The organism is Flavimaricola marinus, assembly GCF_900184895.1.
Classification (GTDB): Bacteria; Pseudomonadota; Alphaproteobacteria; order Rhodobacterales; family Rhodobacteraceae; genus Flavimaricola; species Flavimaricola marinus.
Window position 1 is genome coordinate 59847 of the sequence record NZ_FXZK01000012.1, and the last position, 16374, is coordinate 76220.

14 protein-coding genes and 1 pseudogene are annotated in these 16374 nt (G+C 58.4%); 7 read left to right on the forward strand and 8 right to left on the reverse strand.

Features of this window, described 5'->3' with window-relative positions:
- Positions 1 to 63: 63 nt before the first annotated feature.
- Positions 64 to 506 (forward strand): annotated as a pseudogene (locus LOM8899_RS23765) (integrase core domain-containing protein); the annotation flags it as partial.
- Positions 507 to 560: 54 nt separating this feature from the next.
- On the opposite strand, the gene LOM8899_RS19555 reads toward LOM8899_RS23765, so the two are convergent.
- The 8 genes from LOM8899_RS19555 to LOM8899_RS19590 form a co-directional block, all read right to left on the reverse strand.
- Positions 561 to 1316 (reverse strand): TniQ family protein, encoded by a 756-nt coding sequence (locus tag LOM8899_RS19555; protein WP_245820627.1) that lies wholly within the window; start codon positions 1314 to 1316, stop codon positions 561 to 563.
- 32 nt (positions 1317 to 1348) lie between these two features.
- A complete protein-coding gene (locus tag LOM8899_RS19560; RefSeq protein WP_245820629.1) occupies positions 1349 to 2308 on the reverse strand; it encodes a TniB family NTP-binding protein in 960 nt (319 codons plus the stop codon).
- Entirely contained in the window at positions 2229 to 3614 is a 1386-nt protein-coding gene (locus LOM8899_RS19565) for a TnsB C-terminal domain-containing protein (RefSeq protein ID WP_245820631.1), read from the reverse strand. Before LOM8899_RS19565 ends, LOM8899_RS19560 begins: the two co-directional genes overlap by 80 nt.
- A gap of 411 nt (positions 3615 to 4025) precedes the next feature.
- Entirely contained in the window at positions 4026 to 5021 is a 996-nt protein-coding gene (locus LOM8899_RS19570) for a sterol desaturase family protein (RefSeq protein WP_110521992.1), read from the reverse strand.
- Positions 5022 to 5111: 90 nt separating this feature from the next.
- On the reverse strand, positions 5112 to 5426 hold the full coding sequence (locus LOM8899_RS19575; RefSeq protein ID WP_093993987.1) for a MocE family 2Fe-2S type ferredoxin: 315 nt from the start codon (positions 5424 to 5426) through the stop codon (positions 5112 to 5114).
- Positions 5427 to 5526: 100 nt separating this feature from the next.
- On the reverse strand, positions 5527 to 6681 hold the full coding sequence (locus LOM8899_RS19580; protein ID WP_093993947.1) for an AGE family epimerase/isomerase: 1155 nt from the start codon (positions 6679 to 6681) through the stop codon (positions 5527 to 5529).
- Entirely contained in the window at positions 6678 to 7694 is a 1017-nt protein-coding gene (locus LOM8899_RS19585) for a LacI family DNA-binding transcriptional regulator (protein ID WP_093993948.1), read from the reverse strand. The genes LOM8899_RS19580 and LOM8899_RS19585 overlap by 4 nt, the downstream gene beginning before the upstream one ends.
- Complete coding sequence (locus tag LOM8899_RS19590) at positions 7691 to 9433, reverse strand: class I mannose-6-phosphate isomerase (protein ID WP_093993949.1); 1743 nt, start codon at positions 9431 to 9433, stop codon at positions 7691 to 7693. Before LOM8899_RS19590 ends, LOM8899_RS19585 begins: the two co-directional genes overlap by 4 nt.
- Positions 9434 to 9639: 206 nt before the next feature.
- Here LOM8899_RS19590 and LOM8899_RS19595 point away from each other — a divergent pair, with 206 nt between their 5' ends.
- The 6 genes from LOM8899_RS19595 to LOM8899_RS19620 all read left to right on the forward strand — a co-directional run bounded on the left by LOM8899_RS19595 (position 9640) and on the right by LOM8899_RS19620 (position 16279).
- The gene (locus LOM8899_RS19595; protein WP_093993950.1) at positions 9640 to 10917 is read left to right on the forward strand and encodes an ABC transporter substrate-binding protein; all 1278 of its coding nucleotides are present in this window, start codon (positions 9640 to 9642) and stop codon (positions 10915 to 10917) included.
- 149 nt (positions 10918 to 11066) lie between these two features.
- Complete coding sequence (locus tag LOM8899_RS19600; protein ID WP_168770608.1) at positions 11067 to 11852, forward strand: carbohydrate ABC transporter permease; 786 nt, start codon at positions 11067 to 11069, stop codon at positions 11850 to 11852.
- Position 11853: 1 nt separating this feature from the next.
- Positions 11854 to 12678, forward strand: coding sequence for a carbohydrate ABC transporter permease (locus tag LOM8899_RS19605; RefSeq protein WP_093993952.1), 825 nt, complete (start codon positions 11854 to 11856; stop codon positions 12676 to 12678).
- On the forward strand, positions 12675 to 13724 hold the full coding sequence (locus tag LOM8899_RS19610) for a mannitol dehydrogenase family protein (protein ID WP_093993953.1): 1050 nt from the start codon (positions 12675 to 12677) through the stop codon (positions 13722 to 13724). Before LOM8899_RS19605 ends, LOM8899_RS19610 begins: the two co-directional genes overlap by 4 nt.
- A complete protein-coding gene (locus tag LOM8899_RS19615; RefSeq protein ID WP_093993954.1) occupies positions 13721 to 15214 on the forward strand; it encodes a xylulokinase in 1494 nt (497 codons plus the stop codon). Before LOM8899_RS19610 ends, LOM8899_RS19615 begins: the two co-directional genes overlap by 4 nt.
- A 3-nt stretch (positions 15215 to 15217) precedes the next feature.
- Complete coding sequence (locus LOM8899_RS19620) at positions 15218 to 16279, forward strand: ABC transporter ATP-binding protein (RefSeq protein WP_093993955.1); 1062 nt, start codon at positions 15218 to 15220, stop codon at positions 16277 to 16279.
- The last annotated feature ends 95 nt before the right edge of the window (positions 16280 to 16374 follow it).

The following is a 16374-nucleotide window of genomic DNA, read 5'->3' on the forward strand; positions in this document are numbered from 1 at the left end:
ATCATGGCCCCGCACACGGGATTCCTGACAGTCCCATGGTTTTCAGCTCCGAACGCACCAGCTCTTCTAAGCCCTTCCCGCCGCAGGCAGTGCATCGACCATGTGCGCCAGACCCTCAGCGTTTCCGAGCGCCGGGTTTGCCGCACATTGGGTCAGCATCGCTCTACGCAGCGCAAGGTGCCCTGTGGTCTGCCGGACGAAGCCCGGCTGACCGAGGACATCATCGCGCTGGCCGAAGAGTATGGGCGCTATGGATACCGCATGATTACGGGGATGCTGAAGTACAGCGGGTGGCCATAACCTACCAGCAGCCCTTCTTCTTGACGTGCTATGACGCGGAGTTCATTGCCAAGAGAGTGCGGGCCTGGATCGGGGCCGTTGGCGCAAAGACGGCCTTCATCGCGCCGGTATCACCGTGGGGAAACGGTTATTGCGAAAGCTTAAATGCCGGCTTCCGGGATGAACTGCTGAACGGCGAAATCTTCACCACGCTGCGCGAAGCCCAGTGTCGCGTTGCCTTTAAATCTGAGACACGGCGCGTTTCCCGGCTTTTCTTGCCTTTAAATATGAGATGAGATGGCTGAGACGTCGGCCCGTAGTCGCATTCGCTGAGCTATCTGGTCGACGATTGCAAGCAGCCGGGGCTCCTTTTCGTAGGCGCGCAGCAGTGCAATTCGTGCGTAGACGTCGATGTCCACGCTGCACAACGCTGCCTTTACCAGTGGACGTGATTGGCCGGAGGCAATGGCTGCCAGGCAGAACAGCCTTATGTTGGGTTTGGGCCTTTGAAGCGCGAAGAACGGATCTCCACGTAAGGCTTTCAATCCCATCGCGAAGGTGACCGCTCGCATTGATCGGCGTAGTTGACGCGCGCTGCCAGACATCGCGACGCGCTCCAACACCGCTGCCCCATGTCGGGCACGCTCAATCAGCTTTTCGGAGACAGCTGCGCCCTTCTGCCTGTCTGCCTTGGGAAGAAGCCGGTCACCACACATCTGGCAGTCGAACGCCCAAGCCCTACGCCAGTGCCTGAGCTCAAGGCCGCCATCAGCGCAGTTTGGGCAAGCTTGAAACGGCACCTGTGCGGTTAACCGCATCTCTGCCTCCGGCATCGCCGCGAAAGTCATGGATTGCACGAACGCGGGGTCGATACGCGCCGCAGCAGAAATCCTATCCGCAGCCAGCATGTCGATATCATGATCGAGGGCTGCGGCATATTTTCCGTCGATACCGATATGGTTGAGGAGATCTGCCACCTCGCAATGATTGGAAGCGGCCAGTCGCGACAACCAACCAGAAAGCAACTCGTCCGGCACCGGCGCCACCGATTTGGGCAGTGGGCGACACTTCACGCCCGCGACCTCTCGAGCCGTCGCTGGGCGTTTGCATGGCGCGACCAGACCGGTGTCCACTTTGCGATGGCATCATCAGTGACGCACTCGTCACCGCTGATGATAGCGTCGATGGACAGATCCTTGACCAAGGCAAAGATGCGGGACGTAACCCCGCCGGTTAATGCGAGGATCTGCTTGAGCGACCGCACTTTCAGATTGGACTTCCTCTCCAGCGGCATGGCCGCGATCAAGGTCTGGATCATATCCGAGAACTCGGCATCATCGCGCCAATTTGGCAAGTGGTGTTCATCAAGCCGACGGGCCAGTTGGATATCACCGCGAATGGCATCGACGGCTTCACTGACGCCGAAGCAGACCAAGGATGCCTCCAGTTCGTTGCTGAGATACCTCAAGACATTGAGGAACCGGCGCTGTTCCCGGTGCGTGCCTGCCAGAAGGTTGTGAACTTCGTCGATCATGATCATCCGCAACCCGAGGTCACGTAAAAGGCCCACGACCCGAACTTCCAGCGAAGCAACACTCTGGGCCTTCATGCTCAGCGTCGACGAAGGGGCACCGACGGCAGCGAGGATGTGCAGATAGAACCGCCGCTCGTCCGGGGCTGGTGGCGCCTGCAAAAGAAGGAGCGGTGTGTGCGTGATACCTGATTCCGGATCATACTCCGGTGCGTACCTGCGTGATAGATTGCGGGCGATCATCGTCTTGCCGATGCCGGACGCCCCATGCACCAGAAGGCCAGGCATGCGGGTCTGCCGCGGCATCTCAATCAGACCATGCAGCCGGTCCAGCACTTGTTCCGCTCGAGGAAAGCCTATCCAGATGTCCGATTGAATGAGGGCACTGCGGCCGTCTTCTTCAGTTTCTGCCCTCAATTCACCATCGCTCCACCTTGAACATGGGGCGCGATGTATCACCGGTGTCGACTGGACGCAGCCCCTCCGATCCCCGATCATCGGCAGCCAGACCCTTCATCGAAGAATTCCTTTCACGGGACCTGCGCTCAGCCTTGGTCAGCGCGCGGCTTTCACCCTCGATCTGGCGTTGCTGCCGGATCAATTCGGCGAGGACCAGTTCATTCGTGCCCACCTTCCCCATGGCCCGTGCCTTTTGCATGGCTTCGCGGTATTCCCAGAGCGACACAGGCGGGATTTCTAGGTTGCGATACCGGGCCTCAACGCATCTGCCGCCATCCAGTTCGACCCAGACGGCCGAAAGATTGCGAGGATCGTACCGGACAACTACCTTTCCGTCCCGACGACCGACATAACCCGCGAGAGCGTCGGACCAGTAGCGCAAGTCGAACAGGTGGATGCCGTCGCGCCGAACCTGCCGATGCGCACTTGGCAGGAAACTCACTCGAAACGCCTCGATGTCGAAAGGGATGTCGTCGGACATTTCTCCGGCGAGCGCGTCCCACTTGGCAACGGGTGTGCAGTTGAGGCTTGAGTGAATGCTGTTGTTGTAACGACAGATCTCGAGGGCAAACCACCGATCGAACTCTCGCAGGGTCATCGCCGCATTGGCCTCTGCATCGTAGCCGCCCTTGGCCGCAACGGACGACTGGGTGGTTCCCGGCAGGAGATGCACTGCGCCCATCATCGTGCCGATCAGCCGTTCGATATGCCCCCCAAAATGAGGGCTTCCTGGCGGTCGGTAGACCAGGTTGATCCCCCATTCCGCACAAGCTGACTGAAAGGCCTGGGACCGGAAATCGCGGCCATTGTCGACATGGATGCTGCGCGGTTTGCCTTGGGCAGGCCAAGGCACGGCGCATTCAAGGTCAGCCAACAGTTCTGCTTTGGGGGCGACAGCCTGCGTAAGGCACAAGGCCACCGAAAGGCGAGATGGCGCCTCGAAGCTCACGTGGTATCCCGTCACCATGCGTGAGGTGATGTCGATCGCGAGGGTCACCCAAGGCCGGCCGATGGGTTTACGCTCGAAACTGTCGACAAGGATGACGTCCGCCGGTGTGTGATCAATCTGCACTACGTCCAGCGGCCGTTCCGCCGCGTTCTGCCCTGTCACCGGCGCGAAACGCTGCCGTGCAGCCTTCGCCCCCTCGCGCGCTTTCATGACCTCGCGCGCATCCATCGCATCGAGTCGGCGCTGAACTGTCCGGCGCGTCGGCTGCTGAAAACCTTGCTGACCGCACGCACTGCGGATTTCGCTAACCACCCGCGCCAAACTGGGACGCTCCCGGCGCAAGTAGTATCGCATTAGGTGATCTTCGATGATGGCTTCAACCTCGTCGGGCACCATGGCGGTTCCCGATGGACGGCCACGTTTTCGAGGAACAATCGCACTGGTTCGGCCGCCGCCCTCGGCAAGCCTCTGGATCCACCGCCAGACCGTCGCTCGGCTTACTCCCAGCTCCCAGACAGCGTCACGGACCCCGCTCTCCAAACTGCCGGACCCTGACAAATAGGCCTGAACCAAGGGTCGCAAGACAGATGCTCGGCGCTGATCCTCTGCGCCGATACCTCCGACTTCTTCGCTATCGGCTTGCATCGTCACTTATAGACCAGCCCTGTGAACCCTGTCTCACCTTTAACGGCAAGAATCTCAGAATAAAAGGCAACATCTCACATTTAAAGGCTACGCGACAGTAGCCTACTATGGGGAAAGAAGCGGCGGATGCACCCAGCACCCATAGACAGCCGGCCCCGGCGATTAGCTATTCAACTTAGCGCGCCGACGCCTAAAACGCTCCTTCATCAACCTATCACCGTCCTCTGAGCCATCGTGAAAGGTACCAAACATCTGATCAAGCGCGACCAAACCTTCCGAATAATTCACCTCGAAATACTTGTGATGGAGATAGTGGTTGTATGCATGTGTCGGAACTGCTTTTTCATCATTCAGCACAACCTTGTCGAACCCGACATGGCCGACCACTGCGCCGTATCCTGCGAAATATAAATGGTACATCGCAAGGAATGGATTAGAGGGCAGGATAAAGTGAACAAGGATGCCACTGAAATACAAAAGGTGTTCGACCGGATGCATCGACAGGCTGGAAAAAGGGGCTGGGTTGACGCTGTTGTGGTGAAGGCTGTGAATCCACTGATATAGTGGCGGGATGTGGATGAGCCGGTGAACGAGATAGAAGTGAACCTCGTGGATCAGGGGGACAAGGAGAAAGAGCACCGCGAGCCAAATCGGATTTTCTCCAAATGAGACGAAGGGCATATAGCCATTGGCAAATACCCACAGAATTAAAACCTCATATGCCGTCATTATGGGTACACCTGCGGCGAAAGTCCAAAACAGGTTTTCCCTTAGCTGACTTCCGAAAAGAAAGCTGTCATCTTTTTTGCGCGGCCATTTGCCGTTATATTTGAAGGCAATATCTTGGCGACGCATCCAGTAGAAATGCAGTTGGAATGCGCCATAAAAAAGAAAAATACCCAAGCTGTTTCTGGCAAGAAGATATAAAATCCAGTCTGCTGAAAGCACGCTGAGCGTTTCCTGAGATGGCGTCAGAGCGTACCAGGTCAAGCCGGCGATCAACATGAGAATGACATTCCAGGGCAGAAAATACGTTGGAAGCCATTTAAGAAATGCACGCGGCTGGGGTGGCAACACGAATACAGGTGCCTTTTTCAGGGGTTCATTTGGCGTCCAGTTGCCCCGTTTGTCACGGCTGCCATAAAGATTATCATCCATGTCTACCTCCGGTGAGACGCGTAAGAGTTTGTGGCGGTTGCCGACCAGATTTGTGTCAATTCCGTAGCGGCCAATCGGACAGGGACCATATTATCTCAAATTCACCCAGACGCGGCCGTCTTCAATTTTTGTTGGATAGGTTTTTAGATTGATACAGGCCGGTGGTGAAAGAACTTCACCGCTGCGATAATCGAACACCGCCGAGTGTTTTGGGCATTCGATTTCAAAATCCATCACCAAGCCGTCAGCCAAATGGACATCCTCGTGGGTGCACAAGCCCGAGGTACAATAAAATGCATCGTCGGGCGCGTGGTAAATGGCGTAGGTCCGATCCGCATGGTCAAAACGGATGACCTCTTCGGTTTCGATATCATCGACGTGACAGGCATCTATCCAGTCTGGCATGGTGCGTTCCTTTCTGACGATTGTGGTCGTTTTGGAGTTGTGCACGGGGCTGGCAGCGCGAACCGCGTATGGTGATGTTGAGACATGTGGATGAAAGCCATCATGGCGCCGCCCTCAAAGACCGGCGGTCTGTAATGCCGGCGACCATAGTCCATAGGTGATAGCAGGAGCTTGCAGGCGCCGGACCGTCGACCGGACGACCCTTTGCGGTCATCGCGTCATGCCAAAGACCGCGGGTGCCTCCGGCAAGGTAGGTTTCAAGAATACCGCGCGCCGTCACCTCTGCATCGTTCAATCGCCCGGTGACAAGGCATCCCTTTATATATTCCACCTGTGACCAGAGCCGTCGCCCCTTGCCGACGTGTCGCCCGCTTGCATCGACCTCGTCCAAAAGGAAACGTTGGTCGTTCGGATCACGTCCTATGTCTATCGCAGTGGCGAGAAGACGGTTCGGCAAGTCGGGCGGCGCAAGGCCATCCGCCGGTCCGTTATCGCGCAAAAGCCAAGCCCATTCGGCCATGTGTCCCGGATCAAGCCGATGAGACCCATAGCGGGCATCCTGTTCCCAGTACGGCCCCATGAATTCAACCAACAGGCCTTCGGGAGATAGGAAATGTGTGGTCAGCCCGTTTATGAGACCCGAGAGCCGCGCGCGGTAGGGGGTTGCCCCAGTTGCAGCGTATAACGCTGAGAGCGCTTCAAACATATGCATATGCGGATTTTGGCGGCGCGGAAGACTGCCGGCGTTGTCTTCTCGCCAGCCGCCTGAAGAGGACGCAAGACCCCTGTCGATCACCGCCAGAGTGTCATCCGCTTTTGCCTGGTACACAGGGTCGCCCGTGGCATGATGCAGGCTTGCGAAGGCAAGGATCATGCAAGACTGATCATAGAGATCAAGTTTGGGATCGGTTATTTTACCGCTGTTGCGCGCAATCTCATGCACATAGCCGCCCCCGACCCGTTTTGCGTCACGTTCAATCGCGTCCGCTGCGCGAACGGCAGCGGCAAGGCCCCCGTCTGGCCCACATCCCAGCCGTGCCGCGTCGGCGTAGACGTGGATCATCCGGGCGGCTGTCCTGATCCTGAGGCGATCCGAGGTGAGAGGATTGCCGTCCAGTGACAACGCTTCGTGAAAATGACCGGTTGTCGTGTCCCAGCCCGCATCGATCCAGACGGGGAGGATGTCGTCCAGAAGCGTCTGCTGCAGCGCGTCAACGTTGGGGGTCAGAAGACCGGTTTCCTCGTGCGCACTCATGTCGATTTTCGAATGATGAGTTTGGGCTGTATGAAAACCGACTTGAGGGGGGCCTCTGGTTCGGCAATCCGGCGCAGGAGCAACCGGGCCGCTTCTGCACCCAATTCGCGGGGTGTGACCGAGACCGTCGTGAGGGGCGGATCCCAATCCGCCGCCATGCTGATGTCGTCAAACCCCACCAACGCGAATGTCTGGCCCGGAACACGTCCGACCTTGTGCAAACCGATTGAAGCACCAAAGGCGACGATGTCCTGATGGCAGACGAGTGCGGTCAATTCGGGGCACCGGGAAAGCAGCCGCGCCGTCGCTTGGGACGCGGCGGTTATCGTTGCATCACAGGCTTCGGTTCGGGCAGCGTCATGGTTCAGACCCGCATCGCGGAGTGAGCGCGCCCAAGATGCGAGGCGGGCATCCCGAGATTCAGACGATGGTCTTCCGCCGATATATCCGATGTCGCGGTGCCCAAGGTTCGTCAGATGTGCGACGGCCATCTCAATTCCGGCATCGTTGTCGACCCCCACAAAATCAAGCATGCCGGGCACCGGGCGGCGCAGGACACTGACACAGCGTTCCGCCCCGGCGGCGAACTGCGCGATGCGATCAGCCGTTGTGTGCGGCGCGGGACACAGGATTGCGCCTGCAGCGGCGGTTTCGCGCATCGTGACGCCGAACCGGTCCTGTCTTTTCAGGTCGTCATCAAGCGCGACGACCATTGGAAAATACTGTTCCGCCTCCAGCACTTCGGATGCACCTTCGACGAGATCCGCGAAGAAGGGGTTCACCAGGCTGCTGATGCCAATACCGACAATTGTTGAACGACCCGCCCGCAAGTTGGCTGCCGAGCGGTTGTAGACATAGCCGATCCGTTTGACTGTATCGAGAACGTGCCGCCGCGTTTCGGGCGAGATGCGGCCCGTATTGCGCAGAACCTGGCTGACTGTGGCCTTGGATACACCTGACGCGGTCGCCACGTCATTGAGGGTCAGTCGCGAGGGAGCAGCTTCATCGGTCATGTCCGCACCGCCGCATTGATCATCCCACAAGCCTGCCCCGGGGTAACTGGCCGGAATGTGTAGGCACCCACTGTTGCGGGGATGATAAAGGTCTCTGCAAAGCCAACCACGAAGGGTTTGAACGCCGCGGTCGGGCTTTCGATAATTGCGCCGTCGCCCTGCACGAGGTTGAGGACATGAACACTGTCGCCTGTCTCCTGCTGCACCTCACTGTCGAACCAATGGCGCCGGGTTTCGATGAACTCCGACGCATGCAGGCCGGTTCGTTCCTCGACATAGGTTCCATCGCGCACGAGAATTTCGGATTGCTCCAGAATTTCGGCATCAACCCACGTTCGATCCCGATCACCTTTCAACACGTTTTGTCCATGTTCAGCATGGATCGGACGGGGACGCCCGTCCAGACCAAGACGGCCCCAATCCCAGAGTTTGAATGTAAAGATGTAGGGCGTCGCGCTGATTTCGAGAACCATGCACCCGCGGCCAGCGCAATGTATCGTGCCCGAGGGAATGGAGAAATGGTCGTGCCGCGCGGTGGGAAGTCGGTTGACATACCGAGCAACATCCAGATCGCCGCCCCCTTCCTGCGCCTCGTGCAGGGCGTCGAAGAAGTGTTGCGGCGATGTTCCGTCGGTCAAGCCCAGATACACGTGTGCATCAGGCTCTGCGGCAAGGATATAATAGCTTTCGTCCTGGGTGTATGACAGGCCGAACCGGTCGCGGGCATAATCTGCATCAGGATGCACCTGCAGCGACAGGTTTCCGCCTTCGATCGTGTCGAGAAAATCGAACCTGATTGGAAACTCGGCGCCGAAACGCTGAAAAACGGGTTTGCCGAGCAGGTCTTCGGGGTGCCGCAAGACGACATTGATCGCGGGCACCTCAAGCGTTCCGCCATCAAACGCCAACAGCAGAGAGTTTTCTTCCGGGACGCAATCAAAGCCCCAGGCATAATTGTCCGGGCCATCGGGGAGGTCGAATTCCCGCTTCATCCATTGACCACCCCAGACACCCGGGTCGAAAAACGGCACCGTTCGGAACGGCCTTTGAACAACCGCCCCAAGTGCCCTCCGCATGTCCTCTCCCGTCGTCGCAAGCGGGTTTTCAGGGTCGGTGGTGTCCAGAAACAGGTCCACATCATCAAACAGCGCCATCTTGCACCGGTCTGCACTGCGCCACTCGACGAAATAGCCAAGCTTGAAGGCCCGCAGCATGTCATCGAACGGTTCCGGCGCAAGCCATGTGCCCCGCCCTGCGCGCAGCCGCGTCTGTATTTCCCAGCGCGGCATGTCGGCATAGATCAATGGAGCGGCGTCAAGCTCTGTCCCGGTTGCGACATAAGCCGCACCCGGCCCCGCAATAAGAACCGAACCTCCGTCTCTTACATGTGTGTTTATACAGTCCCTCACCGAGGAGACGAGCACGTCGTCGAGGAAATCTGCGATCTCCAGCGGTGCCGTGTCTGGCGGCGCGAACGTGCCGAACACCCTGTCGTCAGTCAGAAAGGGCGACAGCAGATCGGCGCGCTCATTGGGGGGGAGCCGTAAATCGTGCGTATCGACGTGCAGTTTTTCGTGTCCCGGATCAAAAGCATCAAGGACCCCGGTGACATCGACGCCCGGATAGCACTCGATTCGCAATGACGGATTGTCTGTCACAATCGGCGTTGTGCGAATGGCCTGCCACCCTGCAAATGCCGTGCCCGAGACCGTTATTTCTGGACGAACATCGTATGTCATGTGAACCGCTTATCCTATGCCGTGCTCAGATCTGATATTTCGATATATCAAAAATATCAACCTCTCGCACGATGAAAGTTTGTTTTTTTCGAAGATGCGAGGCAATAAATGCTGAGCATAGATTCACTGTACGAAAAATTCATTGACAGGTGTGACGGCGAAGGTATATCGAAATACCTAATTAACACATTTTGGGAGGAGTCAGGATGCTTAGTAAGAAGGTTTACTCAACTGCGATGATTGTCATGATGGCAGCGTCTGGCGGCGCGCCTGTGATGGCGCAGGAGACGTTCGATTGGCGTGCCCATGATGGCACCGATATCAATGTCATGATGTCGCGCCACCCCTGGCAGGAGGCGATCGAGCCCTTCATTCCCGAGTTCGAGGAGTTGACGGGTATCACGGTCAACCTGACCAAGCTGCCGGAGCAGCAATTCATGACCCGTGTGGCCGCCGATCTGACAAGCGGCACCTTTTCCCAGGACGTGTTCATGACGCAGTATTACGACGCGCCCACCTTCCAGGCCGAAGGCTGGACGGCCGATCTGCAGCCTTATCTCGATGCCGCCGAGGCCGCGGGCTATGATTGGGAGGATTTCTTTCCTGCCGCCCGCGATGTGTCCTCTATCGGGGGAAGCTACGTCGACCGGATCGCGATAACGTCCGAGGCGCAGGTGCTGGTCTATCGCACCGACATCCTCGACGACCTTGGCATTGAAGTCCCCTCGACATTTGACGAATTGGCCGCAGCGGCGGAGCGCATTTCCGAGGAGACCGACTTTGCTGGCTTTACCTTGCGCGGCGGTGCGTCGAACTGGTGGCCTTTCTACGGTTATGTCCGATCCTTTGGCGGAGATTATGTCACCGTGCCCGATCTGGAGCCGGTCATCGACACACCTGACGCCAGTGCTGCGCTGGCGATGTATGACCGCCTTGCGGCGACCGCACCCCGCGGTGTGACCAGCTATGACTGGGACGAAATCAACACCGCAATGCTGTCGGGGCAGGCGGCAATGTTTCTTGACAGTTCGGTGATCTTCGCCCGCCTTCAGAATCCTGAGCTGAGCAATGTGGTCGGCAAAGTGGGTATCGCGCCCATGGTCGCCGGGCCTGCCGGGCCCGTTGGTCATTCGCATTTCTGGAGTATTTCGCTTTCTGCAACAGCCCCGCAGCCCGAGGCTGGATGGTATTTTATCCAGTGGGCAACATCGCCTGAAATGCAGGGCCGGATTGCTCTCGAAGGTGTGCTGGGGGCGCGCGCGTCCTCTTGGGAGGTCGATGGGCTTGATGCGGTCTTTCCCGCCGAGTTCATAGACGCGGTCAAAACATCGCTGGACACCGCCGTCATTTCGCCCGCCAACCTGAAGTTCTTTGAGTTGATGGATCCCCTGCGGGTCCAGATCCAGGAAGCGATCATGGACAATGTCGAGCCAGCCTCGGCGCTTGAAGGGGTTCAGGAGGAATGGGCCCGCATTCTGCAATAAGTGCAAACCGATAGGTGTACTTTGGGTGCTCCGCCCGTCATGGCGGAGCATCTTTTCCCGACTGGACCCATGATCACCCTTTGGAGGTCGACATGCTAATTCGGCACGGCCGTTTTGCCCCGCTTCTGACACTTCCGATTGTCATCGCATTGCTGGCGCTGCTGGCCTACCCGCTGATTGTCACGCTTGGGCAGGCGTTTTGGGTGGATGGCGGGCTTTCGCTGGCCGTGGTCCGCGAGACGCTCTCCACTGCAGGGTTCTGGCAGGTTCTGAGCAACACCGTCATCTTTACGGTGGGGTCAACTTTGATATCGATGCTGCTTGGCTTTTCATTTGCCTATGCGCTTGAGTTTGTCGAAGGCACACGACGTTTCTTTGCTTCGGTGTTGATTATCCCCTTGGCCATGATGCCGGTGGTCTCGGCATTGACGTTTGGCATGATGCTTGACCCTGCGCTTGGCGTGGTCAATGCGGTGGCTGATCTGGCTGCATGGTCAGGATCGGGCTGGCATACCGAAACGCCGACGGCGCTTGCGACTGTTATGATGGTCGATGTCTGGCAGTGGACACCGTTTTGTTTCGCGATCATCCACGCAGGCTTTCGGTCACTGCCCGCTGATGTGTCAGAGGCGGCGCGGATTGACGGCGCGACGGCGCGGCAAGAACTTTTTTCAATATCACTTCCGATGATGGGCAGTGTTTTGCTCGTCGCATTCGTGTTTCGCTTCATGGAGGCGTTCAAGGCCTTTGATGTCATTTATGTCATGACCCAAGGCGGGCCGGGGCGGGCCTCTGAGACGCTGGTGATCCGCGCCTATAAAGAGGCCTTCCTGTTCTTCAAACCGGAGACTGCCGCCAGCATCGGGGTGCTTTTGTTGGTGACCACTCTCATTGCGGCACGACCCATCGGGCGCGCCTTAACGAAGTCGACATAATATGCGCCATTCGCTTCTCGCCCGCACACTCGCTTTGCTCTGGCTTATCATCGGCACGGTGATCACCCTCGCGCCGATTCTGTGGATGCTGTTGCAGGCCCTCAAGCGGCCAATCGACCAGATCGCATTTCCGCCACGCTTTGTATTCACCCCGACGCTGGACAATTTCACCGCTGTGCTGTCGGCCCCCGGATTTCGTGCGGCGATGCAAGACAGCCTGATCGTTGGTGTGGGGTCGGTGGGTCTGGGGCTTTTGCTAGGTGTTCCCTTTGCCTATGTCCTGTCACGTTCGTCAATGCGGGGACGGTTCGAACTGGCCGAGTTTATCCTGTCGACAAAGATGTTGCCGGCGATCGTCGTCGTTGTGCCTTTGCTGCAAGTCTATCAAAACCTAAATCTACTGGACAGTTATACGGGCCTCATTCTTGGGCACCTGCTTGTCGTGCTGGCATTGATTGTCTGGGTGATGCGCAGCTTTATCGACGCATTGCCCGTGGAAGTCGAAGAGGCTGCCTATGTCGACGGCGCGTCTCGTCTTCGCGTGCTTACGCATATCGTATTGCCGTCAGCCGTGCCCGGTCTTGTCACGGTGTCAGCACTGGCGTTTATCCTGTCGTGGAACGAGCTTTTCTTCGCGCTGACGTTGACAGGCACCAATATCCGGACCTTGCCGACCTATATGGCCACGGAATACGTCGGGTTTCTTGCCGTCGATTGGGGTCGTCTTTCGGCGGCGGGCCTGCTGGCGACCGTACCTGTTGTCCTTCTTGTCCTTGTGCTGCAACGCTATTTGGTGCGCGGATTGTCGATGGGGGCCGTCAAATGACCCATTTGCATTTCGGTGCGGGCGCGCTGGGCCGTGGGCTTGTCCTACCACGGATCGTTTCAGCGGGCGGCGATGTCGAGGTCGCGGACACGGATGCCGCGCTGATCTCACGGTTGAGGCGGGACGAAGGATACACTCTTGAAATCGTGGGGGACGAGGGGTGCTGGACCGAATTCATTCCAATCCGTGCGGCCCATCTAATTGGTGAGGATACCGTCGACCTTGGTAAGGCCATCGAAGATGCAGATGTGGTCACGACCTCGGTGCAGGTTGGCAACCTAACTGGTGTCGTGGACCGGCTTGCCCCTGTGTGGCAGCGTGGGCCCGAGCGTGCCCGCGTGATCGTCGGGTGCGAAAACCTGCACAATGTCGGTGCCCACATTGCGGGGCTGTTTGACCGTGCGGGCGGCGTTGCCGGTTTGAAGTGCCCCGACTGCGTGGTGGATCGCATTTGCGCGACGAGTGCCGATGGAGCCACGATCGAAACCGAAGACTACAGCGAATGGGTCGTTGACGGCGATATGGACCTGCGCGGCCCGGACAGGGTGGCAAACGTAGACGGGTTGTTTTTTCGCAAGCGTTATCTGGTCAATACGCTGGCTGATAGCTGCGCATTCGTGGGCCAAAGCCGGGGGTTCGGATACTTGTACGCAGCCGTCTCTGATCCGAAGGTTCGCGACACGGTGGCCCCCCTGATCGACATGCTATGCAAGCATCTTGTGGATCGGTTCGACTACTCTTTGCAGGAGATTGTGGAGTATCGGGACAAGAGCATCGCGCGGTTGTCGCTCTCCGGTATTTCGCGTCGGATCGAGACTGTTGCTCGCGACCCCTGGCGCAAGTTCGCACCCGATGAACGCTTTCTGGAACCCATGGTGGCATATCGGGCGGCGGGCGGCGACATCAACGAGGCCCTGTCAGCACTGGCCGCAATCCTGCGCGGTATCGAGCCAGATCCTGAAATTCTATCAGAGCGCCTGACAAAACTGTGGGCCGGGACACAGGCCGCGCCGCTGGTGGAGCAAGTTGTCGAGACGGTTCGATGACGGAACTCATGCTGGCCATAGATATTGGAACATCGTCGTTGAAAGCGGCGCTTGTCTCCGTGGATGGCCGTGTCAAGGCGACCGCGCGTCGGGGCTATGAAACACGTATCGCACGCGATGGCTGGGCGGAACAATCGCCAACTGACTGGCTGTCAGCGCTTGAGGCTGCGATGAAGGATCTTGAGGATCGGTCAGAGTTGTCCGAGGTTGTCGGGCTTGCGCTGACCGGGCAGATGTCGGCGGGTCTGCTTGTGGATGCGACGGGCGCGCAGCTTACGCCCTGTCTTATCTGGTCGGATCAGCGGGCTGCGGCTCAGTCTGCGCGTGCCGCCAAGTCATACGGCGCTGCCACGTTGCATCGCTTGACCGGTAACCCGCCATCGCCGACATACACCGCGCCCAAGATCGCGTGGTTGACTGAGAATGACCCACAGCCGCAGGCGGCTGCCTTTATGCAACCAAAGGACTGGATGGTCGCACAACTAACCGGGCGGCTGGTCACCGACCCCTCTGATGCCTCTTGCACCGGACTATTCGATTTGCGCGGCGGAACCTGGTCCAATGACCTGCTTGAGCTTTATGACATTCCGTCGCGTCTCGCGCCCGAGATCCTGCCGTCGACGGCGGTGGTTGGGCCGCTGAGGAAAGCGGCGGCACAGCGGCTTGGCCTGACGGCTGGTCTGCCTGTTGTTCTGGGTGGCGGTGACGGCCCCGTTGCAGGTGCGGGGGCCGGGACGCTGTCTGCTGGCGACGCCAACGCGTCATTGGGGACGAGCGCGTGGATATCCAAGGCCACCCATAGCCCCGCGTGCGATCCGGACAGCGGGCTTGCCACGTTTGCACATGTGGTTCCGGGACTGGCGCTTGAAACGGGCGCGATGCATGCGGCGGGCGGTGCGCTTGAATGGGCGGCGCGGCTTGTGGGTACCGATGCGGCCAGTCTTGCACAGCGCGCGATATCGCACCAAGCGACTGCAAACGCTCCGCTGTTTTTGCCGTATTTGCAGGGCGAGCGCACACCACACTGGATCAGCTTTCCGGCTGGAACGTTCATTGGGTTAAGTCGGGAACACGGTATCGACGACATTGCCTGCGCGGTTCTGGAAGGCGTGATGTTTCAGCTTCGCACGATAAAAGATGTCCTTGCGGCCCACGGTGATTTTACGCCTGTACTGACCTTCTCGGGCACGTTCGGCGGGGGTGCTGGTTTTGGCCAACTGCTTGCCGACACGCTGGGTTGTGATGTCCGGTCGTTGGCCAGCGCAGAACACACCACCAGTTTGGGTGCCGCAATGGTCGGTTTCGCCGGAATTGGCCGTCTGCCTGACCTGACTGCTGCACGGTCGTGGGCCGTCACCGATGCAGCAGTGGGGCACGGTCCACGGTCGACCCTTTCGGCCCGCCGCCATGACCTGTTCCGTGCGGCATGGGATGCGGTCGCCGCTCCGTCCGAACAGCTGGCCGCCCTAACACATCCATCGGAGGATTGAGACATGGCTCGGATTGAGTTGCGCAATGTGGCAAAGACTTATGGTGCCGTCGACGTGATTGAGGGGCTGGACCTTCATGTCGAAGATGGCGAGTTTCTCGTTTTGCTTGGTCCATCGGGCTGCGGCAAGTCTACCATTCTGCGGATGGTCGCTGGGCTCGAGGATGTGAGCGGCGGATCAATTCATTTCGACGATACACGTGTCGACACCCTGCCAACGCAGAAGCGGAACGTGGCAATGGTTTTTCAGAACTACGCCCTTTACCCACATATGACCGTGGCGAGAAACATGGGCTGGGGTCTCGGCTTGGCAGGGGCGTCCAACAGCGAAATTTCAAGCCGTACAAAGCTGGCTGCTGAAAAGCTGGGTATATATGAACTTATGGACCGAAAGCCCGCCGCTCTCTCAGGCGGGCAACGTCAGCGCGTCGCGATGGGGCGCTCGATCGTGCGCGACCCCGCAGCTTTCTTGTTTGACGAGCCGTTGTCAAACTTGGATGCCAAGCTGCGCGGCCAGATGCGACGCGAGATCAAGCAGCTTCAGCAGGAACTGGGAACGACTGCTCTCTATGTGACCCACGATCAAGTTGAGGCGATGACGCTGGCCACCCGCGTCGTTGTTTTAAATAGGGGAAAGATAGAACAGATATCGCCGCCGCTTGATTTGTACGCGCGCCCGGCAAGCCTCTTCGTCGCCGATTTTATCGGAACTAACCCTATGAATTTCCTCGAGGCTGTTGTGACCGAAACAAATACACTCCGAACGGGGAACGCAACTTGGGCGATGCCCGACGGACTGTCAGAGGCGGACAGACGACCAGGCACGGCGCTAACTTTAGGAGTGCGACCCGAGCACATTTTGCTCGACGATGAAGGCATGCTGCCAATTACCTTCGTAGAGAAGTTGGGTTCCGACACAGTTTTTCGTGCAGCTCTGGAAGATGACGAGCTGATGGTGCGCTGCGATCCTGGACTGGGAGTTCGCACGGGCGACAGAGTCGGATTGCGTGCCGACCCGGCAAAAATGCATGCTTTCTCGCCGGAGACCGGCCTTCGACTAAACTAAGTCCGGAAGGCATTTTCACGCTAATTCGACGATCGCTTCGATGTCCAGTAATTGTCTCTAAATGAGAAAGCTATCCTACGGACGCCACCGATCCT